The 21,795-nt window shown below is 61.4% G+C and carries 18 protein-coding genes and 2 tRNA genes; 14 read left to right on the forward strand and 6 right to left on the reverse strand.

The window, feature by feature from the left end:
- Positions 1-45 precede the first annotated feature (45 nt).
- Positions 46-1,053, reverse strand: coding sequence for a DUF481 domain-containing protein (locus tag CFII68_RS12655; RefSeq protein WP_024619906.1), 1,008 nt, complete (start codon positions 1,051-1,053; stop codon positions 46-48).
- A gap of 157 nt (positions 1,054-1,210) precedes the next feature.
- Here CFII68_RS12655 and CFII68_RS12650 point away from each other — a divergent pair, with 157 nt between their 5' ends.
- From CFII68_RS12650 to CFII68_RS12635, 4 genes are all read left to right on the forward strand, one after another.
- Positions 1,211-1,564, forward strand: a complete 354-nt coding sequence (locus CFII68_RS12650) for an MGMT family protein (protein WP_018607862.1) — start codon at positions 1,211-1,213, stop codon at positions 1,562-1,564.
- A gap of 44 nt (positions 1,565-1,608) precedes the next feature.
- A complete protein-coding gene (locus tag CFII68_RS12645; protein ID WP_018607864.1) occupies positions 1,609-3,168 on the forward strand; it encodes an AmpG family muropeptide MFS transporter in 1,560 nt (519 codons plus the stop codon).
- Positions 3,169-3,297: 129 nt separating this feature from the next.
- Positions 3,298-5,013, forward strand: a complete 1,716-nt coding sequence (locus tag CFII68_RS12640; protein ID WP_018607866.1) for a proline--tRNA ligase — start codon at positions 3,298-3,300, stop codon at positions 5,011-5,013.
- 17 nt (positions 5,014-5,030) lie between these two features.
- On the forward strand, positions 5,031-5,984 hold the full coding sequence (locus CFII68_RS12635) for a hypothetical protein (protein WP_018607868.1): 954 nt from the start codon (positions 5,031-5,033) through the stop codon (positions 5,982-5,984).
- Between the two features lie 173 nt (positions 5,985-6,157).
- On the opposite strand, the gene dinB is transcribed toward CFII68_RS12635, so the two are convergent.
- Positions 6,158-7,219 (reverse strand): DNA polymerase IV, encoded by a 1,062-nt coding sequence (gene dinB, locus CFII68_RS12630; protein WP_018607870.1) that lies wholly within the window; start codon positions 7,217-7,219, stop codon positions 6,158-6,160.
- Between the two features lie 282 nt (positions 7,220-7,501).
- Here dinB and CFII68_RS12625 point away from each other — a divergent pair.
- The 4 genes from CFII68_RS12625 (at position 7,502) to CFII68_RS12610 (ending at position 11,970) form a co-directional block, all read left to right on the forward strand.
- Positions 7,502-7,578: transfer RNA gene (locus tag CFII68_RS12625), tRNA-Met, on the forward strand.
- Positions 7,579-7,810: 232 nt separating this feature from the next.
- Positions 7,811-7,887, forward strand: a tRNA-Met gene (locus tag CFII68_RS12620).
- A 151-nt stretch (positions 7,888-8,038) separates the two neighbouring features.
- Positions 8,039-10,681 (forward strand): bifunctional lysylphosphatidylglycerol flippase/synthetase MprF, encoded by a 2,643-nt coding sequence (mprF, locus tag CFII68_RS12615; protein ID WP_018607872.1) that lies wholly within the window; start codon positions 8,039-8,041, stop codon positions 10,679-10,681.
- Positions 10,681-11,970 (forward strand): virulence factor family protein, encoded by a 1,290-nt coding sequence (locus CFII68_RS12610; protein WP_018607874.1) that lies wholly within the window; start codon positions 10,681-10,683, stop codon positions 11,968-11,970. Before mprF ends, CFII68_RS12610 begins: the two co-directional genes overlap by 1 nt.
- 260 nt (positions 11,971-12,230) lie before the next feature.
- Here the strand turns inward: CFII68_RS12610 and CFII68_RS12605 are convergent, their stop codons facing one another.
- Positions 12,231-14,072, reverse strand: a complete 1,842-nt coding sequence (locus tag CFII68_RS12605) for a potassium transporter Kup (protein ID WP_371103547.1) — start codon at positions 14,070-14,072, stop codon at positions 12,231-12,233.
- A 333-nt stretch (positions 14,073-14,405) separates the two neighbouring features.
- On the opposite strand from CFII68_RS12605, the gene rimO reads away from it, so the two are divergent.
- The 5 genes from rimO to tsaA all read left to right on the forward strand — a co-directional run bounded on the left by rimO (position 14,406) and on the right by tsaA (position 18,475).
- Entirely contained in the window at positions 14,406-15,746 is a 1,341-nt protein-coding gene (gene rimO / locus CFII68_RS12600; protein WP_018607877.1) for a 30S ribosomal protein S12 methylthiotransferase RimO, read from the forward strand.
- 237 nt (positions 15,747-15,983) lie between these two features.
- Positions 15,984-16,457 carry a GNAT family N-acetyltransferase gene (locus tag CFII68_RS12595; RefSeq protein ID WP_014336846.1) on the forward strand — a complete coding sequence of 158 codons (474 nt, stop codon included), beginning with the start codon at positions 15,984-15,986 and terminating at the stop codon, positions 16,455-16,457.
- 83 nt (positions 16,458-16,540) lie between these two features.
- A complete protein-coding gene (locus tag CFII68_RS12590) occupies positions 16,541-17,251 on the forward strand; it encodes an rRNA pseudouridine synthase (protein ID WP_018607880.1) in 711 nt (236 codons plus the stop codon).
- 57 nt (positions 17,252-17,308) lie between these two features.
- Positions 17,309-17,770 carry a DUF1456 family protein gene (locus tag CFII68_RS12585; protein ID WP_018607883.1) on the forward strand — a complete coding sequence of 154 codons (462 nt, stop codon included), beginning with the start codon at positions 17,309-17,311 and terminating at the stop codon, positions 17,768-17,770.
- A 6-nt stretch (positions 17,771-17,776) separates the two neighbouring features.
- Complete coding sequence (gene tsaA, locus CFII68_RS12580) at positions 17,777-18,475, forward strand: tRNA (N6-threonylcarbamoyladenosine(37)-N6)-methyltransferase TrmO (RefSeq protein ID WP_018607885.1); 699 nt, start codon at positions 17,777-17,779, stop codon at positions 18,473-18,475.
- A 237-nt stretch (positions 18,476-18,712) separates the two neighbouring features.
- Here tsaA and fpr read toward each other — a convergent pair whose 3' ends face one another.
- Positions 18,713-19,492 (reverse strand): ferredoxin-NADP reductase, encoded by a 780-nt coding sequence (fpr, locus tag CFII68_RS12575; protein ID WP_002554680.1) that lies wholly within the window; start codon positions 19,490-19,492, stop codon positions 18,713-18,715.
- A gap of 121 nt (positions 19,493-19,613) precedes the next feature.
- Between fpr and CFII68_RS12570 the strand changes: the two genes are divergently transcribed.
- Positions 19,614-20,540 carry a LysR family transcriptional regulator gene (locus tag CFII68_RS12570; RefSeq protein ID WP_018607943.1) on the forward strand — a complete coding sequence of 309 codons (927 nt, stop codon included), beginning with the start codon at positions 19,614-19,616 and terminating at the stop codon, positions 20,538-20,540.
- Between the two features lie 4 nt (positions 20,541-20,544).
- Here CFII68_RS12570 and CFII68_RS12565 read toward each other — a convergent pair whose 3' ends face one another.
- Positions 20,545-20,907 carry a diacylglycerol kinase gene (locus CFII68_RS12565; protein WP_018607944.1) on the reverse strand — a complete coding sequence of 121 codons (363 nt, stop codon included), beginning with the start codon at positions 20,905-20,907 and terminating at the stop codon, positions 20,545-20,547.
- 77 nt (positions 20,908-20,984) lie between these two features.
- Positions 20,985-21,632, reverse strand: coding sequence for a response regulator transcription factor ErdR (gene erdR / locus CFII68_RS12560; protein WP_018607945.1), 648 nt, complete (start codon positions 21,630-21,632; stop codon positions 20,985-20,987).
- Positions 21,633-21,795 lie beyond the last annotated feature (163 nt).

Below are 21,795 nucleotides of genomic sequence, written 5' to 3' on the forward strand. Positions count from 1 at the left end.
TCGCGAGCAAGCCCGCTCCCACATTGGTTTGTGGTTAGCCTGGGGTTACCAGGTCACGCCAAACCCGGCCGTATAACGCGTCTTGCTCAAGTCGCTGTCTTCGGTGCCCTCGATGACATCCTTCTCCGCCTTGAGATTGAGCGACGCCCAGTCGGTGACCTTGTAGCGCAGCCCCATCTCGGCGTCATAGGCGTAGTCCGCCACGCCGGACAGCGGCTTGCCCACTTCGCCGTTGGTGAAGAACTCGACGCGCTTGCCAATCAGGTAGCGGTTGTAGTCCCACTTCATGGCCACGGAATAGAAGTTGTCCGTTCCACCGTCGCGGTATTCATAGTCGGTGCGGTTGAGCAGAGAGCCCAACGAGAAAGCCCCCAACTCGTCATCCCAGAACTGGTAGCCCGGACCGGTACCCACCACGCGCTGGCGCGCCAGGTCTTCGACTTTGTCACGCTTGTAGTTCAAGCGGCCTTGCCAGAACCACTTGTCGGTGATGAACCGGTCGAGGGAATACTCCAGGCGCCAGTTATCGGCGGAAACCACATCATCCTGGAATTCACGGTTGTATTCGCCTTCGGCGGTGTGCCGCCATCTGCCGTGGCGCGCCGAGGTCTTGAAATCGACGTCGTAATCGTCGGTGTCTTTTTCCGCACGCTGATAATCCAGCGCGGCATCGATATTGCCCTTCCACACCAGGTCCTCGACCACCGGTTTGGGTTTGAGGATCTGCTGGATACTGGCCAGCTCAACGGTCTTGGGCGCATCACCGTTGGCCAAGGTGACCTTGCCATCCTCGGCCGCCTGCAACGCTTTGGCCTTCTCGCCGGTGTAGGCATCCTGCTTGACCAGGAGCTGCTGGTCACTCTCCAGGGTCTTGACCTGTTTCCAGTCGATGGGAATCGCACCGGCGTAATCGGTCTGGATCAGCAACTTGCCGCCATCGAAAACGGTAATCTTGCCACTGAGTTTGTCCCCATTCTTCAACCAGACAGTGTCGGCAAGCAAGGGCATGGAGGCGCTGGCCACAGCCAGGCATAGCAGGGTTCTAGACAACATAAGCGATAAAGGGCTCAAGTTTACGGTGAAAAGGCGGCATTATCCCCCAGGATGACACCTCAGCAAGGAATGACCTGTGTAGGACTGATGAGTTCATTTTTCAACCAGTCCTGTAGGAATTAATCTACAGACGGACACCCACTCAGGAACCCTCTACGTGACTGACACCCCAGCGGGCACCGAGAACGCCGCCCAAATCCGCCGCACCACCCTTTACCTGACCCTGGCACAAGTGCCAGCGGGCAAGGTGGTCACCTATGGCCAACTCGCTGAAATGGCCGGCCTGGGCCGCGCGGCGCGCTGGGTCGGGCGAACCCTCAGCCAGTTGCCGAACGACACCAAGCTGCCCTGGCACCGGGTCTTGGCTGCCGGCGGTCGGATCAGCCTGCCGGCGGGCAGCGCCTCAGGCGATGAACAGCGCGCCCGCCTGCGCCTGGAAGGGATCAGTGTCCTGAACAATCGTGTTGATATTCAGCGCCATGGCTGGCGCCCGGTAGAGCACAGCGGTTAGAGTGCGCGCTTTGTTTTCGCAATTTTTGAGGCAGACTCCAGCCCATGCCCCGTAAAACCTGGCGCGCCGCCCTCGCCGCCTATGCCAGCCCTTCGACGCTCGTGCTGTTGCTGCTTGGCTTCGCCGCCGGCTTGCCATACATGCTGGTGTTTTCCACGCTTTCGGTCTGGTTGCGCGAAGCCGGCGTCGCCCGCGAAACCATTGGCTACGCGAGCCTGATCGGCCTGGCGTATGCCTTTAAATGGGTCTGGTCGCCACTGCTCGACCAATGGCGCCTGCCCTTGCTGGGCAAACTGGGGCGTCGCCGTTCGTGGCTGGTGCTCTCCCAGGCCCTGGTGATCCTTGGCCTGATCGGCATGGGTTTCTGCGACCCACAAAAGCACCTGTCATGGTTGATCGCCATCGCCGTCATCGTCGCCTTCGCCTCTGCGACGCAGGACATCGCCGTCGACGCCTATCGCCTGGAGATCGCCGACGACACCCGGCAGGCGGCCCTCGCCGCCAGCTACATGTCCGGCTACCGCATCGCCGCGCTGTTGGCCACCGCTGGCGCCCTGTTCTTCGCCGAAGGGTTTGGCTCCACCGGCTTCAACTACAAACACTCGGCCTGGGCCGGTACCTACCTGCTGTTCGGCGCATTGATGGTCCCGGCGTTGCTGACCTCGCTGTTCATGCGCGAGCCGCCGGTGCCGCTGCGCACCCAATTGCAGGCCGGACGCTACACGTTCGTGCATCAACTGGCGTCGGTATTCGTGCTGATCGTGCTGCTGGTGTCCGTCCCGGCGATGTTCACCCAGCTCTACAACACCGACTTCGCCAGCGTGCTGTTCGAGGGCGTCAGCCTGCTCGACCTGCTGCTCGAAGACCGCGCGTTTCTGCGGGCCATCCTCTATATCATCCTGACGGCCCTGTGCCTGTCGGCCATGGGCCGCCGAGGGCTGGCGCCGGTGCTGACGCCGGTCAACGACTTCATCCTGCGCTACCGCTGGCAAGCCTTGCTGCTGCTCGGGCTGATCGCAACCTATCGGATGTCCGACACGGTCATGGGCGTCATGGCCAACGTGTTCTACATCGACCAGGGCTTCACCAAGGACCAGATCGCCAGCGTCAGCAAGATTTTCGGGCTGATCATGACCCTCGTCGGCGCCGGCATGGGCGGCCTGCTGATCGTGCGCTTCGGCATCCTGCCAATTCTGTTCATCGGCGGCGCGGCCTCGGCCGGCACCAATATCCTCTTCCTGATGCTCGCCGACATGGGCGCCAACGTACAGATGCTGATTGTCACCATTTCCCTGGACAACTTCAGCTCCGGCCTGGCCACGTCAGCGTTCGTCGCCTACCTGTCGAGCCTGACCAACCTGAAATTCTCCGCCACCCAATACGCCCTGCTCAGCTCGATCATGCTGCTGCTGCCGCGCTTGATCGGTGGTTATTCAGGGGTGATGGTGGAGAAGTTCGGCTATCACAAATTCTTCCTGATCACCGCATTGCTTGGCGTTCCGACCCTGCTGCTGATCGCCCTGCACTGGTTCCAGGAGAACCGTCGCCAGGATTCGGCACCCACTGCGGAACCGACGCCCACCCGGCCTGCGGAAGAGTCGTAGGAAACTTCAGAAAACGCCGGGGAAACCGGCGTTCGCAGCGGGCGACCGGCCACGCGCCTGTACGCCAGGGCATCTCGCCCGTACAATGCTCCGTCACTTCTCGTCATCAGCAACCGACAACGGCCAACCATGCGCACCAGTCAATATTTGCTCGCCACACAGAAAGAAACGCCTTCCGACGCCGTCGTGATCAGCCATCAGTTGATGCTGCGTGCCGGCATGATCCGCAAACTCGCCTCGGGCCTGTACACCTGGCTGCCGATGGGCCTGCGGGTCATGCGCAAGGTGGAAGCCATTGTTCGCGAAGAGATGGACGCCGCTGGTTCCCTGGAAGTGTTGATGCCGGGCACCCAACCGGCCGAGCTGTGGCAGGAATCAGGACGCTGGGAAGAATACGGCCCTGAGCTGCTGCGCATCAAAGACCGTCACGGTCGCGACTTCTGTGCAGGCCCGACCCACGAAGAAGTGATCACCGACCTGATGCGCAACGAGTTGAGCAGCTACAAGCAGCTGCCGATCAACCTGTACCAGATCCAGACCAAATTCCGTGACGAAATCCGTCCACGCTTCGGCCTGATGCGCGGTCGCGAATTCATCATGAAGGACGCCTACTCGTTCCACACCGACCTGGCCTCGCTGCAAGTCACCTACGACCGCATGCACCAGGCATATTGCAACGTGTTCACCCGCCTGGGCCTGAAATTCCGCCCGGTTGAAGCCGACAACGGCTCCATCGGCGGTGCCGGCTCCCACGAGTTCCACGTGCTGGCCGAGTCTGGCGAAGACGACATCGTCTTCAGCAATGGCTCCGACTACGCCGCCAACATCGAGAAAGCCGAAGCCGTGCCACGGGAAACCTCCCGCGCCGCGCCGACCGAAGAGTTGCGCCTGGTAGACACGCCGAACGCCAAGACCATTGCCCAGTTGGTGGAAGGCTACGACCTGCCGATCGAGCGCACCATCAAGACCCTGATCGTGCGAGCCGAAGAGGAAGGCAAGCTGATTGCCCTGATCGTCCGTGGTGACCACGAGCTCAATGAAATCAAGGCCGCCAACCAGCCTGGCGTCGCCAGCCCGCTGGTCATGGCCACCGAAGCCGACCTGCGCGACGCCATTGGCGCCGGTGCCGGCTCCCTCGGCCCATTGAACCTGCCACTGCCGATCATCATCGATCGCTCGGTGGAGTTGATGAGCGATTTCGCCATCGGCGCCAACGTCGACGACAAGCATTACTTTGGCGTGAACTGGGAACGCGACCTGCCGGTTCCAACCGTCGCGGACCTGCGCAATGTCGTGGCCGGCGACCCGAGCCCGGACGGCAAGGGCACCCTGGAAATCAAGCGGGGCATCGAAGTCGGGCACATCTTCCAGCTGGGCAACAAGTACAGCAAGGCGATGAAGTGCGAAGTGCTGGGCGAGAACGGCAAGCCGGTCACCCTGGAAATGGGTTGCTACGGCATCGGCGTTTCCCGCGTGGTGGCTGCCGCCATCGAGCAGAACAACGACGAGAAAGGCATCATCTGGAGTGACACGCTGGCGCCTTTCCAGATTGCCCTGGTACCGCTGCGCTATGAAACCGACCAGGTGCGTGAAGCCACCGACAAGCTCTATGCCGAACTGACGGCCGCCGGCTTTGAAGTGCTGCTGGACGACCGCGACAAGAAAACCAGCCCCGGCATCAAGTTCGCGGACATGGAACTGATCGGCATCCCGCATCGGATCGTCGTCAGTGACCGTGGCCTGGCCGAAGGCAACCTGGAATACAAGAGCCGCACCGAGGCCGAGCCGCAAGCGCTGCCGGTCGCCGACGTGCTGTCGTTCCTCCAGGCCCGTATCCGCCGCTGACACCAGATAGAGACGTCATGTTCAAGCGAAACACCTTAGGCCTCGGTGGCGCCGCCCTGTGCGGCGCCCTGCTGGTCAGCGGCTGTGCCAACCAAATGTCACAACGCAGCGAGCACGAAGAGCGGGTCGAGCGAAAATTGCTCGACCATAGCCTGCAGATCGATGTGGGCGACCCCAAGGTGCTCGACCTGCCGCAGCGTCGGGTGCGCATCAATGAGCAGAAGACCTTCGAAGTCACCGAATTCGAGGTCACTCGCCATTACGATCGCTATACGCCGTACCAACCCTGGCGGGAGATTTACGAGATCCCCCTGGGCGCGGTGGCCGTGGTGGCCGGTGTCGGCGCGAACGTGGTCAATGTGTTCGCCCTCGGCAACCTGCCGGACACCGCGACCCGTGACTGGATCAGCTACGGTTTCGCCGGGCTCAACCCATTCATGAACGTCCCCTCCCATGGCCGCGCCCAACAGAACCTGGCGGGCATCGACGAAGTCCAGCGCGACAAGCGCACGGAACACTCGAGCCTGCCCTGGAGCGAACGCCCCGTGGAGGTCAAGGCCGCCCGACAGACCTTCGAGCTGAGCACTGACCGTAACGGCGTGCTGCGCTTGAACCTGCTGGAAAGCCCGTTCGCCGAGCAGGACCTGAGCCAGTTCGGCAAATTGCAGATCAGCGTGACGGATGCCCAGGACGAGGTGCACACCGACTCATCCCTGAGCATCAGCAGTACTTTGCGCAGCAAGCTGGTGGAAGCCCACGCGCTGATCTACGACGACCTGGAAGACGACGAGGTGAGCCAGTGGGTTCATCGGGTCAAGCGCCTGTCGGAGCTTGGACTTGAGGAAGAGGCCAGCGAACTGGAGCAGAGCCTGATCGAACTGACGCGTAATGATCCGGAGTTGCAGGCCGAATTCATGAAGGCCCTGACCAAGGATGGCGGGCGGTTGGTGGCGGATCCTGGCGCTAACTGAAATACCTCCTGTGGCAAGGGATTTTTGTGGTCGCAAGGCCTGTGGGAGCAAGGCTTGTGGGAGCAAGGCTTGCCCGCGATGGCGGTCTCAAGGATGCCATCGCGAGCAAGCTTTGCTCCCACAAGACTCCCTCGCCACAAGAGCAAGGCAAGGCATTCCGCCAACCGACGCCCTCACCGCTCAAACAACTCCAACTGCTCAAACCCACCGCGCAAATCCTCCAGCCGCACCCCGATCCCCAATAACCGCACCGGCTTGCCGCCCCGGTTGAACGCCTGGGTCAATAACAGCTGGTAGCTGCCCAGGTCCCGCCCTGCCCCGGCCTGTTCCAATGTGGTTTGGGTGAAGTCGTGGAATTTCACCTTGACGAACGGCTTGCCCGGTCGATAACTGCTATCGATCCGCGCCATGCGCCCTTTCAGGGTTTCCATCAGCTCCGGCAGTTTGTCGAGGCAGCTCACCAGGTCGGGCAGGTCGACATCGTAGGTGTTTTCCACACTGATGGACTGCCGTCGACTGTCGTTGTGCACCAGACGCTCATCGATCCCACGAGCCAGGCTCCAAAGCCGCTCACCGAAACTGCCAAATTCGCGCACCAGCGCCAGCTTGTCCCATTGACGCAACTGCGAGCAATCGACGATGCCGAGCCGGTTCAGCTTATCGGCGGTGACCTTTCCAACGCCGTGGAGCTTGCTGACCGGCAGGGCCGAGACAAAGTCCTCGACCTGGTCGGGGGTGATGACGAACAGCCCGTTGGGCTTTTTCCAGTCACTGGCGATCTTGGCCAGGAACTTGTTCGGCGCGACGCCAGCAGACACGGTGATGTGCAGCTGGTTGGAAACACGCCGGCGAATGTCCTGGGCGATGCGCGTGGCGCTGCCACCGAAATGGGCGCTGGCGGAGACGTCCAGATAGGCCTCGTCCAAGGACAACGGCTCGATCAGGTCGGTGTAATCACTGAAAATCGTATGAATTTCCTTCGACGCTTCCCGATAGGCCTCCATTCGTGGCTTGACGATGGTGAGGTCCGGGCAAAGCTTCAAGGCGTGGCCGGAGGACATGGCCGAGCGCACCCCATAGGCCCGCGCTTCGTAGTTACAGGTGGCAATCACGCCCCGCCGATCCGCCGAGCCACCCACAGCCAAGGGCTTGCCGGCCAGCCGCGGGTCATCGCGCATCTCGATAGCGGCATAGAAACAGTCACAGTCGACATGGATGATTTTACGTTGCGTCATAGCAGAGCGGAGTGTGCGACAGATCGGGCCGCCAGTATCGCACCAGCACCTGTATATAGCACCAGTAGTTTGAAAGATCCTTCGTTGATACCCGAAAGGGCCTACACAAATTTACTTCTTCAATCGCAACGAGCCGGCCAATAGAGCCTCAGCCCTTGCCAGGCCTGCGTCACAGCGTTGCCACAATGCCTTTCCCCAAGGCTAAGCGCTTGAAGCGGAACAGGTTTTTATGGCACCAGGGTTGACAGCGGCGCAATCCTCTGTAGAATGCCGCCACACAGACGCGGGATGGAGCAGTCTGGTAGCTCGTCGGGCTCATAACCCGAAGGTCGTCGGTTCAAATCCGGCTCCCGCAACCAAACATCAAAAAAGGCTACTCGAAAGAGTGGCCTTTTTTGTGCGTGCTCGTTTTCTGACTACCTGATCAGAGACTCGTCGCCTGCGACGCCCTACGCACAATGAGTTGTAGGACAATTTCCTTTAAATTCCGTGCATTTAGGAAGACAAGGGACGGATCGACGGTTTATTTGAGCCCATCGCCTTTTAACGGTTGACACTCGGGCGTTCGCCTGTAGAATGCCGCCACACAGACGCGGGATGGAGCAGTCTGGTAGCTCGTCGGGCTCATAACCCGAAGGTCGTCGGTTCAAATCCGGCTCCCGCAACCAAACACCAAGAAAGGCTACTCGAAAGAGTGGCCTTTTTTGTGCCTGGTGAAAAAAGCCTCATTACAAATATTTTGTAATTATTTTTTACCGCGGGGATTGGTAACTTGACTGGATACCCCCATCCTGTCGCGCATAGCTCAAGAGGTGATTGATGCGCGCCCACTCGTCTGACCCGCAAGACTCCGTTACTGCGACACAACCGATCAAGGCCGAGCGACTGCGCTGGCTGGATCGGATCAGCCAGTACCGCCAGCCCATCGGCCTCGCCGTCACGCTGCTGCTGTTTGCGATTGCATTGATTGCCTGCCGCCATCTGCTGAGCGAGCTCGATCTGTACGCTCTGCACGACTCGATTCTGGAAGTCCCCCGGCCAGCCCTGCTCGGCGCGATCGCCGCCACGGTAGCCGGCTTCATCATTCTTTTGGGCTACGAATGGTCCGCCAGCCGGTATGCCGGGGTGACGCTGCCGCCACAGACCATGGTCCTGGGTGGATTCACCGCGTTCGCCATCGGCAACGCCATTGGCCTGTCACTGCTGTCGGGCGGTTCGGTTCGCTACCGTCTGTATGCGCGTCATGGCCTGGGGGCCTCGGATGTCGCCCACATGACGCTGTTCGCCAGCCTGTCCCTGGGCTGCGCGCTGCCGCCGTTGGCGGCCCTGGCAACGCTCAGCAACCTGCCCGCCGCGTCTGCCGCGTTGCACCTGCCTGCCACTTTACTGGGGGCCATTTCCGTGGCGGTGCTGTTGCTCACCAGCGTGTTGGCCATCGGCATCTACCGCCGACGCCTGCCGGAGCAGCCTCATCGAGACAGCCTGCTGGTAAAGGCCGGGCGCCGCACGCTGCGCCTGCCGGGCCGACGCCTGACCTTCCTGCAGTTGGTGATCACCGCGCTGGATGTCGCCGCCGCCGCCACCGTGTTGTATCTGTTGCTGCCCGAAGCCCCGCCGTTCGGCGCTTTCCTGCTGGTGTACCTGCTGGCGCTGGCCGCCGGGGTGCTCAGCCATGTACCCGGCGGCGTCGGGGTGTTCGAAGCGATCCTGCTGGCCGCGTTTGCCGACAAGCTCGGCGCCGCACCGCTGGCCGCCGCGCTGTTGCTGTATCGCTTGATCTACGTGCTGCTGCCGATGCTGGTGGCCTGCGTGTTGCTGCTGATCAATGAGGCCCAACGGCTGTTCCAGACGCGCCAGACCCTGCGGGCGGCATCGGGTTTCGCCGCGCCGATCCTCGCGGTGCTGGTGTTCCTGTCGGGCGTGGTGCTGCTGTTTTCCGGGGTGACACCGGAAATCGACACCCGCCTGGAGCACATCGGCTTCCTGATCCCCCATCGGCTGGTGGACGCTTCGCACTTTGGCGCCAGCCTGGTGGGCGTGCTGTGCCTGTTGCTCGCCCAAGGCCTGCGCCGTCGCCTGTCGGCCGCCTGGATGCTGACCACGGTTCTGCTGTTGGTGGGCGCCCTGCTCTCGCTGCTCAAGGGTTTTGACTGGGAAGAAGCCACGCTGCTGACCCTGACGGCTGCCCTGCTGGCGGTATTCCGGCGCTCCTTCTATCGTCCGAGTCGCCTGACTGAACTGCCCTTTTCCCCGCTGTTTCTGATCGCCAGTATCTGCGTGCTGGGCGCGTCGATCTGGCTGCTGCTGTTTGCTTACCAGGATGTGCCCTACAGCCATCAACTCTGGTGGCAGTTCACCCTCGATGCCGACGCCCCTCGCGGCCTGCGCTCCCTGCTGGGCGCCGCGGTACTGCTGGTGGTGGTGTCCCTGACCTGGCTACTGCGCACCGCGCGGCCGGTGATCCATTTGCCGACAGCAGAAGAACTGGAGCGGGCCAAGACGATTCTCATGACGTCTTCGCAACCCGACGGCGGCCTGGCCCTGACCGGCGACAAGGCATTGCTGTTTCACCCCAACGACGAGGCGTTCCTGATGTACGCCCGCCGTGGCCGCAGCCTGGTGGCGTTGTACGACCCGATCGGGCCGACCCTGCAACGGGCTGAAATGATCTGGCAGTTCCGCGACCTGTGTGACATCCACCATGCCCGCCCGGTGTTCTACCAGGTGCGCGCCGAGAACCTGCCGTACTACATGGACATCGGCCTGACAGCCATCAAGCTGGGCGAGGAAGCACGGGTCGACCTCAAGCGTTTCGATCTCGAAGCCAAGGGCAAGGAGATGAAGGATTTGCGCTACACCTGGAACCGCGGCACCCGTGATGGCCTGTCGCTGGAGATCCACGAACCCGGCCAGGCGCCGATGGATGAGCTCAAGGTCATTTCCGATGCCTGGCTGACCGGCAAGAACGTGCGTGAAAAGGGTTTCTCCCTGGGCCGTTTCAGCGATGACTACCTCAAGCATTTTCGCATCGCGGTGATTCGTTTCGAGGGCCGGCCGGTGGCATTCGCCAACCTGCTGGAAACCCACAGCCACGAACTGGCCAGCCTCGACCTGATGCGCGCCCACCCCGAGGCCCCGAAACTGACCATGGAGTTCATGATGGTCGGCCTCATCCAGCATTATAAAAACCATGACTACGCCCGCTTCAGCCTCGGCATGGTCCCGCTGTCGGGCTTGCAACCGCGTCGCGGCGCACCGCTGACCCAACGCCTGGGTTCGATGGTGTTCCGCCGCGGTGAACAGCTCTATAACTTCCAGGGGCTGCGCCGCTTCAAAGACAAATTCCAGCCAAACTGGGAACCTCGCTACATGGCCGTGCCCGCCGGACTCGATCCGCTGGTGGCACTGGCCGATACCGCCGCCCTGATTGCAGGCGGCCTGACTGGATTGGTGAAACGCTGATGATGCAACGCTCCTGGCGATACGTAGTGGCCGCCCTGCTGGTGCTGGCGGTAATTCTCGGTGGCGGTTACTGGTACTGGAACCGCCCGGCCCCGCAACCGATCCTGGAACAACTGGCGCCCGCCGATGGCGCAGCGATGACCCGGGTCATCCCCGGCACCAAACCGCGCGCCCAGGTGCTGGTGGCAGTCAATGAGGACCAGAAGCTCAGCGACACGCAGTTGACGACCCTCAGCCGCAGTGGCTCGGCGCAGATCGTCCAAGTGATTCTGCCCAAGGACTGCATGCTGCAAGGTCGCGCCCTGCAAGCAGGCCTGAGAGAACTGCAAGGCCCGGCCACGCTAGTCAGCGGCATCGGCCCGGGCGCCGTACTGGCCTGGCGCTGGCTGGCCGAGCAGAAGGATGACAAGGCAAAGGCCGTTTCAGTGGACCTGGCCCTGGAAAAACCCGGCTGCACGCACTTGCTGCCAAAAACCGCAGCCCACGGTCATTGGCTGGTGGCCTGGAACGATAACCCTGACGACACCAGCGCCGGTTTCGTAAGGGATCAGAAAAATGCCGAAACCAGCATCAGCGACTACGACATCAACCTGCCGCAAGTGCTGAACAACGAGCTGCGCAAAATCCTGGTGGGCACCGACAAGGCCAAGGGCGGCCTGAGCATCCCGGTGGTGGAAGTCCCAGCCAGCCAGGCGCAGGATACCGTCACCCTGTTTCTCTCCGGAGACGGCGGCTGGCGCGACCTGGACCGCGACGTGGCCGATGAAATGGCCAAGATCGGCTACCCAGTGGTCGGCATCGACACCCTGCGCTACTACTGGCAGCACAAGAGCCCGGAGCAAAGCGCGGCGGACCTGACCGAACTGATGCAGCACTACCGTCAGGTCTGGGGCACCAAGCGCTTCATCCTGACCGGCTACTCCTTCGGCGCCGACGTGTTGCCGGCCATCTACAATCGCCTGCCGGCCACCGAACAACAGCGGGTCGATGCGATCATCCTGCTGGCTTTCGCCCGCACCGGCAGCTTCGAGATCGAAGTCGAAGGCTGGCTCGGCAACGCCGGCACCGAAGCCGCCACCGGCCCGGAGATGGCCAAGCTGCCAGCCGAGAAAGTGGTGTGCATCTACGGCGCTGAAGAGGCCGACGAAAGCGGCTGCACCGACAAGACAGCCGTAGGCGAAGCCATCAAGCTGCCTGGCGGCCACCACTTCGACGAAAACTACCCGGCCCTGGCCAAGCGCTTGATCGATGAGATCAACAAACGGCAGAGCAAGACCGCCGAACAGTAAACAGATACCAGCCTGACAAAAGCCCCGGCAACCTTAGGGTTACCGGGGCTTTTTTGTGCCCGCTCAACTGCACATAGGCCCCCTTGTGGGAGCGAGCCTGCTCGCGATAGCGGCGGTACATCCAGCATCGTCTGCTCAGGCAGACCGCTATCGCGAGCAAGCTCGCTCCCACAAAGGTTCACTGGTCAACTCGCCTTTGCGTCGCCCACAAAAAAGCCCCCGCCGCCGCAAGGCAACGAGGGCTTTTTGTTTTCTGGTTGCTACATCTCCACCTGCGTTCCCAATTCAATCACTCGGTTCAGCGGCAGATTGAAGAAGCGCAGATTGCCGTTGGCGTTTTTAAGCATGAAGGCGAACAGTATCTCGCGCCAGCGGGCCATGCCTTCGAGCTTGGAAGCGATGACCGTTTCGCGGCTGAGGAAGTAGGTGGTGCGCATCGGGCTGAAGTCCAGGTCATCGAGATGACAGAGCTTGAGCGCGAGCGGGACGTCCGGCTCGTCGGTGAAACCGAAGTGCAGGATCACCCGGAAGAACCCTTCGCCATAGGCATCGACCTCGAAGCGCCGCTGCGGCGGTACCCGCGGGATGTCTTCGTACACCACCGTCAGCAGCACCACTTGCTCATGCAGCACCTGGTTGTGCAACAGATTGTGCAATAGCGCGTGGGGCACCGCGTCCGAACGTGCGGTCAGGAACACAGCCGTGCCCTGTACGCGATGGGGTGGCTGCACGCGAATACTGCTTATGAAGATCGGCAGCGGCAACGCACCTTCGTCCAGGCGTTCCACCAGCAGTTGCTTGCCGCGCTTCCAGGTGGTCATCAGTACAAACAAGGCGATACCGGCGATGACCGGGAAAGCACCGCCCTGAACGATCTTCGGCACGTTGGCGGCAAAGTACAGGCCGTCCACCAGCAGGAAACCGAACAACAGCGGTACCGCCAGCAGCGGCGGCCATTTCCACAACAGCAGTATCACGGCGGACACCAGGATCGTGGTCATCAACATGGTGCCGGTCACTGCCACGCCGTAGGCCGAAGCCAGCGCGCCGGAAGATTCGAAACCCAGCACCAGCAGCACCACGCCGACCATCAGCGACCAGTTCACCGCACCGATGTAGATCTGGCCCTGCTCGGCACTGGAGGTGTGCTGGATGTACATGCGCGGGATGTAACCGAGCTGGATCGCCTGGCGCGTCAGGGAGAACGCACCGGAAATCACCGCTTGCGAAGCGATCACCGTGGCCAGCGTCGACAGGCCCACCAACGGCAGCAACGCCCAGCTCGGTGCCAGCAGATAGAACGGGTTGCGCGCCGCTTCCGGGTCACCCAGCAACAACGCACCCTGGCCGAAATAGTTGAGCATCAGGCCTGGCAGCACCAGGAGGAACCAGGCGCGGGCAATCGGTTTGCGACCGAAGTGGCCCATGTCGGCGTACAGCGCTTCAGCGCCGGTCAACGCCAGCACCACAGCGCCGAGGATCGCCACGCCCATGCCCGGGTGGACGACAAAGAAGCGCACAGCCCAGGCCGGGTTCACCGCCTGCAATACTTCCGGATGCTGCAGGATGCCGTACACCCCCAGGGCGCCGAGCACCAGGAACCAGGTCACCATGATCGGACCGAACAGGATGCCAATCCGGGCAGTGCCGTGACGCTGGATCAGGAACAGCCCCACCAGCACCACCAGCGACAAGGGCACCACCCAGTGGTCGATACCTTCGAACGCCAGGCCAAGGCCTTCAATTGCCGAGAGCACGGAAATGGCCGGTGTGATCATGCTGTCGCCGTAGAACAGCGCCGCGCCGATCAAGCCGCAGACCACCAGGAATGTCCGCAGCCGCGCCCTTCCCGCCGCCGCGCGCCGCGCCAGGGCGGTGAGCGCCATGATCCCGCCCTCGCCCTGGTTGTCGGCGCGCAGGACGAACATCATGTACTTGATCGACACGACCCAGATCAGCGACCAGAAAATCAGCGAGAGAATCCCCAGCACACCATCGTGATTGACAGGTACGCCGTAGGCACCGGAAAACACTTCCTTGAGGGTGTACAACGGGCTCGTGCCGATGTCGCCATAAACCACTCCGACCGCCGCGACCAGCATGCTCAGCGGTTTCGCTGCCGAATGCTCGGCACTCACCGCCTGACTACTTGCATGACCCATCCAACACTCCTGATTCCAGACCTGGCTTCTTGAACGAAGCACTATGCTTTGTTGAGGCAGCATGCGCCGTTTTACGTATTGTTACAGACGTTTTGTTGACTGTAGCAATCGTCAGAGCGCAAAGGCGCGAAGCATAGCGCAGCACTCGTCGCATTTCCCGGTATAAAGCTGGTCAAGCAGCCCAGCCACAGATAGAATTGCGCACTTTTTGATCAGAGGCGCGCCAGGCGCCCTGTCTCGGCAAGAGACGATCCCCCTACACCGAGGTTAGACATGTCCACCACTACCGCGCCCGCCAATCCGAAGGTTGGCTTCGTATCCCTGGGTTGCCCGAAAGCTCTGGTCGACTCCGAGCGCATCCTGACTCAGTTGCGCATGGAAGGCTATGACGTTGTGTCCACCTATCAGGACGCCGACGTGGTCGTGGTCAACACCTGCGGCTTCATCGACTCGGCCAAGGCCGAGTCCCTGGAGGTGATCGGCGAAGCCATCAAGGAAAACGGCAAGGTCATCGTCACCGGCTGCATGGGCGTGGAAGAAGGCAACATCCGCAACGTGCACCCGAGCGTGTTGTCCGTGACCGGTCCGCAGCAGTACGAGCAGGTGGTCAACGCCGTGCATGACGTGGTGCCGCCACGCCAGGACCATAACCCGCTGATCGATCTGGTGCCGCCACAAGGCATCAAGCTGACCCCGCGCCACTACGCCTACCTGAAGATTTCCGAAGGCTGCAACCACAGCTGCAGCTTCTGCATCATCCCGTCGATGCGCGGCAAGCTGGTGAGCCGCCCGGTGGGCGATGTGCTCGACGAGGCCCAGCGCCTGGTCAAGGCCGGCGTCAGGGAACTGCTGGTGATTTCCCAGGACACCAGCGCCTACGGCGTCGACGTGAAATACCGCACCGGCTTCTGGAATGGCGCCCCGGTGAAAACCCGCATGACCGAACTGTGCGAAGCCCTCAGCACCCTCGGCGTCTGGGTCCGCCTGCACTACGTCTACCCGTATCCACATGTCGACGAACTGATCCCGCTGATGGCCGCCGGCAAGCTCCTGCCGTACCTGGACATCCCGTTCCAACACGCCAGCCCGAAAGTCCTCAAGGCCATGAAGCGCCCGGCGTTCGAAGACAAGACCCTGGCCCGCATCAAGAACTGGCGCGAAATCTGCCCGGACCTGATCATCCGTTCGACCTTCATCGTCGGCTTCCCCGGTGAAACCGAAGAAGACTTCCAGTACCTGCTGGATTGGCTGACCGAAGCCCAGCTCGACCGCGTCGGCTGCTTCCAGTATTCCCCTGTCGAAGGCGCACCGGCCAATGACCTGGACCTGGACGTGGTGCCGGACGACGTCAAGCAGGACCGTTGGGAGCGCTTCATGGCGCACCAGCAGGCCATCAGCTCGGCGCGCCTGCAAATGCGCATCGGCCGTGAAATCGAAGTGCTGGTGGACGAGGTGGACGAGCAAGGCGCCGTGGGCCGCTGCTTCTTCGACGCGCCGGAAATCGACGGCAACGTTTTCATCGACAACGGCAGCAACCTCAAGCCGGGTGACAAGGTCTGGTGCAAAGTGACCGACGCCGATGAGTACGATTTGTGGGCTGAGCAGATCGGTTGATTTGTGAGCTGAACAGATCAGTTGGCCTGTGGGAGCAAAGCTTGCTCGCGATAGCGCAGTGTCAGCCACTGCAAATGTTGACTGATGCTCTGCCATCGCGAGCAAGCTGTGCTCCCACAGGCTCTTGCGAAACTCGGTAAAAAATTGAAAAGCCCCGCTCTTGCTACAAGATGCGGGGCTTTTTTACGGCTATCGTATGGAGAAACCCAGGACATCCAGCACAAGGAACAGGCGGGCATGCGTCAGCATTCGGTCATCCACACACCGAAACCGAGCGACTATCAGGAACTGACCCAGGTGTGGGAGGCCTCGGTGCGTGCCACCCACGACTTCCTGCCGGACAGCTACATCGAGCTGCTGAAAAACCTGGTGCTCACCCGCTACCTGGATGCGGTGATGCTCATTTGCACCCGGGACGCGCGCCAGCGGATCACCGGTTTCGCCGGTGTCGCGGCCGGCAAGGTCGAGATGCTCTTCATCGACCCACAGCACCGTGGCCAAGGCCTGGGCAAGCAGTTGCTGCGCTACGCCATGGAACACCTGAACGCCGATCAACTGGACGTCAACGAGCAGAACCCGCAAGCCCTGGGCTTTTACCTCAAGCAAGGCTTCGAAGTGGTTGGGCGTTCGGCAAAAGATGGCATGAACCAACCCTACCCACTGCTGCACATGCGCTACAAGCAGCCCGACCTGAAGGCCGGGCGCGGCTAAAAACGGCATGAGGCAAATGGACCCGCGATTAACCGGCGCCAGGCAGGTACAATGCCCACCCTCTTTTTGTTACGGCCCCCGTCATGACTGACCCGATTCGTCTCTCCAAACGCCTCATCGAACTCGTCGGCTGTTCCCGTCGGGAGGCTGAGCTGTTCATCGAGGGCGGCTGGGTCACCGTGGATGGCGAAGTAATCGATGAGCCGCAGTTCAAGGTCAGCACCCAGAAAGTCGAACTCGACCCCGAGGCCAAGGCCACCGCGCCGGAGCCGGTGACCCTCCTGCTGAATGCACCTGCTGGCATGGATGTAGACACCGCGATGGCCTCCCTTGGCCCGCAGACCCTGAGCGAAGAACACCGCTTCGGCAAACGCCCGCTCAAGGGCCATTTCCTGCGCCTGACCGCCAGCGCCGACCTGCAGGCCAACGCCAGCGGGCTGCTGGTGTTCACCCAGGACTGGAAGATCTTGCGCAAGCTCACCGCCGACGCCGCCAAGATCGAGCAGGAATACGTGGTGGAAGTCGAAGGCGAGATGGTCGCCCATGGCCTCAATCGCCTGAACCATGGCTTGACCTACAAGGGCAAGGAGCTGCCGGCGGTCAAGGCCAGCTGGCAGAACGAAAACCGCCTGCGCTTCGCCATGAAAAACCCGCAGCCCGGCGTGATCGCTCTGTTTTGCCAGGCGGTCGGGCTCAAGGTCGTCGCCATTCGCCGCATTCGCATCGGCGGCGTGTCCATCGGCAAGGTGCCGCTGGGCCAATGGCGCTACCTGTCTGCCAAAGAGAAATTCTAATTTTCCGGCGCCGCACCGAACCGGGGCGCCCACTGCCGATTGATCAGGACTGCACACATGATTCACAACGACGTACTGCGCAGCGTGCGCTACATGCTCGACATCAGCGACAAGAAAGTCATCGAGATCATCAAGCTGGGCGGCCTGGACGTCTCCCTGGCTGACCTGACGGGCTACCTCAAGAAAGACGAGGAAGAAGGCTTCGTGTTCTGCCCTGACGAGGTCATGGCGCATTTTCTCGATGGCCTGGTGATCTTCAAGCGTGGCAAGGACGAAAGCCGTCCGCCACAGCCGATCGAAGTGCCGGTGACCAACAACATCATCCTCAAGAAAATGCGGGTGGCGTTCGAGCTGAAGGAAGACGATATGCACGCGATCCTCAAGGCCGCCGAGTTCCCGGTGTCCAAACCGGAACTGAGTGCACTGTTCCGAAAATTCGGCCACACCAACTACCGGCCGTGTGGCGACCAGTTGCTGCGCAACTTCCTCAAGGGCCTGACGCTGCGCGTTCGCGGCTGACACCCCGTGACTTACAGCGTCTCCCCCATCGGCTTCGTCCGCTCCTGCTTCAAGGAGAAGTTCGCCATCCCCCGCCAACCGCAACTGGCTCCGGCCGCACGTGGTGTGCTGGAGCTGGTGGCGCCGTTCGATCAGGGCGAGGCGGTGCAGGGGTTGGAGCAGGTCAGCCATGTCTGGCTGCTGTTCCTGTTCCACCAGGCCCTGGAAGACAAGCCACGGTTGAAAGTGCGGCCGCCACGCCTGGGCGGCAACAGATCCATGGGTGTATTCGCCACCCGTGCCACCCACCGCCCCAACGGCATCGGCCAATCGGTGGTGAAGCTGGAACGGGTCGAAGCCGGGCGCCTGTGGATCTCGGGTATCGATTTGCTGGACGGCACGCCAGTGCTCGACATCAAGCCCTACGTGCCCTACGCCGACATCATCGGCTCGGCTTCCAACAGCATCGCCAGCGCAGCGCCTGAATTGATTCCGGTGCAATGGGCGGACACCGCCCTGCTTCAAGCGCGCGAACACGCCACGCGCTTGGCAGAGCCCTTGGTGGAGCTGATTGAACAATGCCTGGCCCAAGACCCACGCCCGGCGTACCAGATGCCTACCGCCGAGCGGGAATATGGCGCACAGTTCTGGGACCTGGACGTTCGTTGGCATTACCCGCAGCCGGGGTTGATTCGGGTGTTGGAAGTGATTCCGGCGAAACCGTAAACACCAGAAACGAAAAAGCCCGCGCGGCCTTCATCAGGCGGCGCGGGCTTTTTTGTGGGGCATCTGTTGGACCGAGTCGCCTTCTTCGCGAGCAAGCCCGCTCCCACACTGGATCTCTGGTGAACACAAGATTCGCGCTCACTGCGATCCAATGTGGGAGCGGGCTTGCTCGCGAAAGCGGTCCAACATTCAACGACTATGTCGGCTGACGCCCCACTCCACACTTATCGCAACAGCTTACTTCTCTACAAACGCCCGCTCGATCAGGTAATCACCCGGCTCGCGCATACGCGGCGAAACGGTCAGGCCGAAGCTGTTGAGCACTTCGCTGGTCTCGTCGAGCATGCTCGGGCTGCCGCACAACATGGCGCGGTCGTCCTGCGGGTTGATCGGTGGCAGGCCGATGTCACTGAACAGCTTGCCGCTGCGCATCAGGTCGGTCAGGCGGCCTTCGTTCTCGAACGGCTCGCGCGTCACGGTCGGGTAGTAGATCAGCTTGTCACGCAGGGCTTCGCCGAAGAACTCGTTCTGCGGCAGGTGCTCGGTGATGAACTCGCGGTAAGCGACTTCATTGACGTAACGCACGCCGTGGCACAGGATCACTTTTTCGAAACGCTCATAGGTTTCCGGATCCTGGATGACGCTCATGAACGGCGCCAGGCCAGTACCGGTGCTGAGCAGGTACAAATGCTTGCCAGGCTTGAGATCGTCCAGCACGAGGGTGCCGGTGGGTTTCTTGCTGATGATGATCTCGTCGCCTTCCTTCAGGTGCTGCAACTGGGAGGTCAGCGGACCATCCGGCACCTTGATGCTGAAGAATTCGAGATGTTCTTCCCAGTTCGGGCTGGCAATCGAGTAAGCGCGCATAAGCGGGCGGCCGTTGGGCTGTTGCAGGCCGATCATCACGAACTGACCGTTCTCGAAGCGCAGGCCCGGATCGCGGGTGCACTTGAAGCTGAACAGAGTGTCGTTCCAGTGATGAACACTGAGGACACGCTCGTGGTTCATGTTGCTCATGTACGGGGACTCCTGGGAATAATGCCCGCGCCGATAATCTGCGCAATTGCATCGCATTCTAATGGCGGCGACAATATCTGTTAAATGGATTATTAAGATAAGGGTTATCGGTTATATAGATATGCGATTTACTCTCCGTCAACTTCAAGTCTTCGTCGCCGTCGCCCAGCAGGAAAGCGTGTCTCGCGCTGCGGGCCAGCTCAATCTGTCGCAGTCGGCGGCCAGCACCTCCATCACTGAACTGGAGCGCCAATCGAGCTGCCAGTTGTTCGACCGTGCCGGCAAGCGCCTGAGCCTCAATGCCCTGGGCAAACAACTGCTGCCCCAGGCCGTGGCGCTGCTGGACCAGGCCAAGGAAATCGAAGACCTGCTCAACGGCAAGTCCGGCTTCGGCTCACTGGCGGTCGGTGCCACGCTGACCATCGGCAATTACCTGGCGACCTTGTTGATCGGCGGTTTCATGCAGCGCCATCCGGAAAGCCAGGTGAAGCTGCACGTGCAGAACACTGCCAATATCGTGCACCAGGTTGCCCACTATGAAATTGATCTGGGTCTAATCGAAGGCGACTGCAGCCATCCGGACATCGAAGTGCAAAGCTGGGTCGAGGACGAACTGGTGGTGTTCTGCGCCCCTCAACACCCGCTGGCCAAGCGCGGCCAGGCAACCATGGAGGAATTGACCCATGAAGCCTGGATTCTGCGGGAGCAGGGTTCCGGCACACGCCTGACCTTCGACCAAGCCATGCGCCACCACCGCAGCGTATTGAATATCCGCCTGGAGCTGGAACACACCGAAGCGATCAAGCGCGCCGTGGAATCCGGCCTGGGCATTGGCTGCATCTCACGCCTGGCCCTGCGCGACGCCTTCCGCCGCGGCAGCCTTGTCGCGGTGGAAACCCCGGACATGGACCTGGCGCGGCAGTTTTATTTCATCTGGCATAAACAGAAGTACCAGACCTCGGCCATGCGCGAATTCCTCGAGCTGTGCCGGGCTTTCACCGCCGGGGCCCAGCGCAGCGACGAAATCGTGCTGCCGGCCATTGCCTGAGCCGTTACAACAGCACCACGCCCCACACCAACGCGATCATCGTCAGGGCGAGTAACTGGGCGGCGCTGCCCATGTCCTTGGCATTTTTTGACAATGGGTGCAGCTCCAGGGAGATGCGGTCGATGGCCGCCTCCACCGCCGAGTTGAGCAATTCCACGATCAATGCCAACAGGCACACGGCAATCAGCAGCGCCTGCTCGACACGACTGACGTTCAGGAAGAATGACAACGGAATCAACACGACATTGAGCAACACCAACTGACGGAAAGCTGCTTCGCCGACAAAAGCTGCACGCAGCCCGTCCAAGGAATAGCCGGAGGCGTTGAGGATGCGTTTCAGGCCGGTCTGGCCTTTAAAAGGTGACATAGAGTGGGCAACTGATCAAAAGGAGTGGGGAAGCTAATTCAAACCCGGTCAAAAAAGCGTGAACCGGAACACTAAGCCTACGGTGAAATTGACTCAAGTTGTTGCAGCAGCAAGGCCGCCTGGGTCCGGGTGCGCACGTTCAGTTTACGAAAGATCGCCGTGACGTGGGCCTTGATGGTGGCCTCCGACACGTTCAGTTCGTAGGCAATCTGCTTGTTCAGCAAGCCTTCGCAGACCATGGTCAACACCCGGAACTGCTGCGGCGTGAGGCTGGCCAGCCCCTCGCTGGCGGCCTTGGCTTCCGCGGACACGCTCACCGCTTCGAACGCCTGGGGTGGCCAGCAGACATCGCCGTCCAGGACCGCCTTCACGGCCTTCTGAATCATCTCAAGGGAACTGGATTTGGGTATGAAGCCGCTGGCGCCGAACTCCCGGGCCTTGACCATCACCGAGGCTTCTTCCTGGGCCGAGACCATGACCACGGGGATCTGCGGGTATTGGCCCCGCAACAGCACCAGCCCTGAAAAACCATAGGCACCGGGCATGTTCAGGTCCAGCAGCACCAGGTCCCAATCGGCCTTCGCCGTCAACTGGACCTCCAGTTCCGCGATACTGGCCACCTCCGTCAACCGGACAGCCGGGCCGAGGCCCAGGGTCACTGCCTGATGCAACGCGCTGCGAAAGAGCGGATGGTCATCGGCAATCAGGATTTCGTATGTGGCCATTTTTAAAATGATCCTGTTTTTAATGGCAGGCCCGATGATTCGCGCCTCGCCAAGACAACTCAAGACACCGCCGTGCAGCGGCATCCACAGGGACACATTCAACGCCAAACACGGCGTTTCAAACATTGGTGGCGCCCTGGTCGGCGCCAAGCATGCCCAGCGA

The organism is Pseudomonas sp. CFII68, assembly GCF_000416195.1.
GTDB classification, from domain to species: Bacteria; Pseudomonadota; Gammaproteobacteria; order Pseudomonadales; family Pseudomonadaceae; genus Aquipseudomonas; species Aquipseudomonas kilonensis.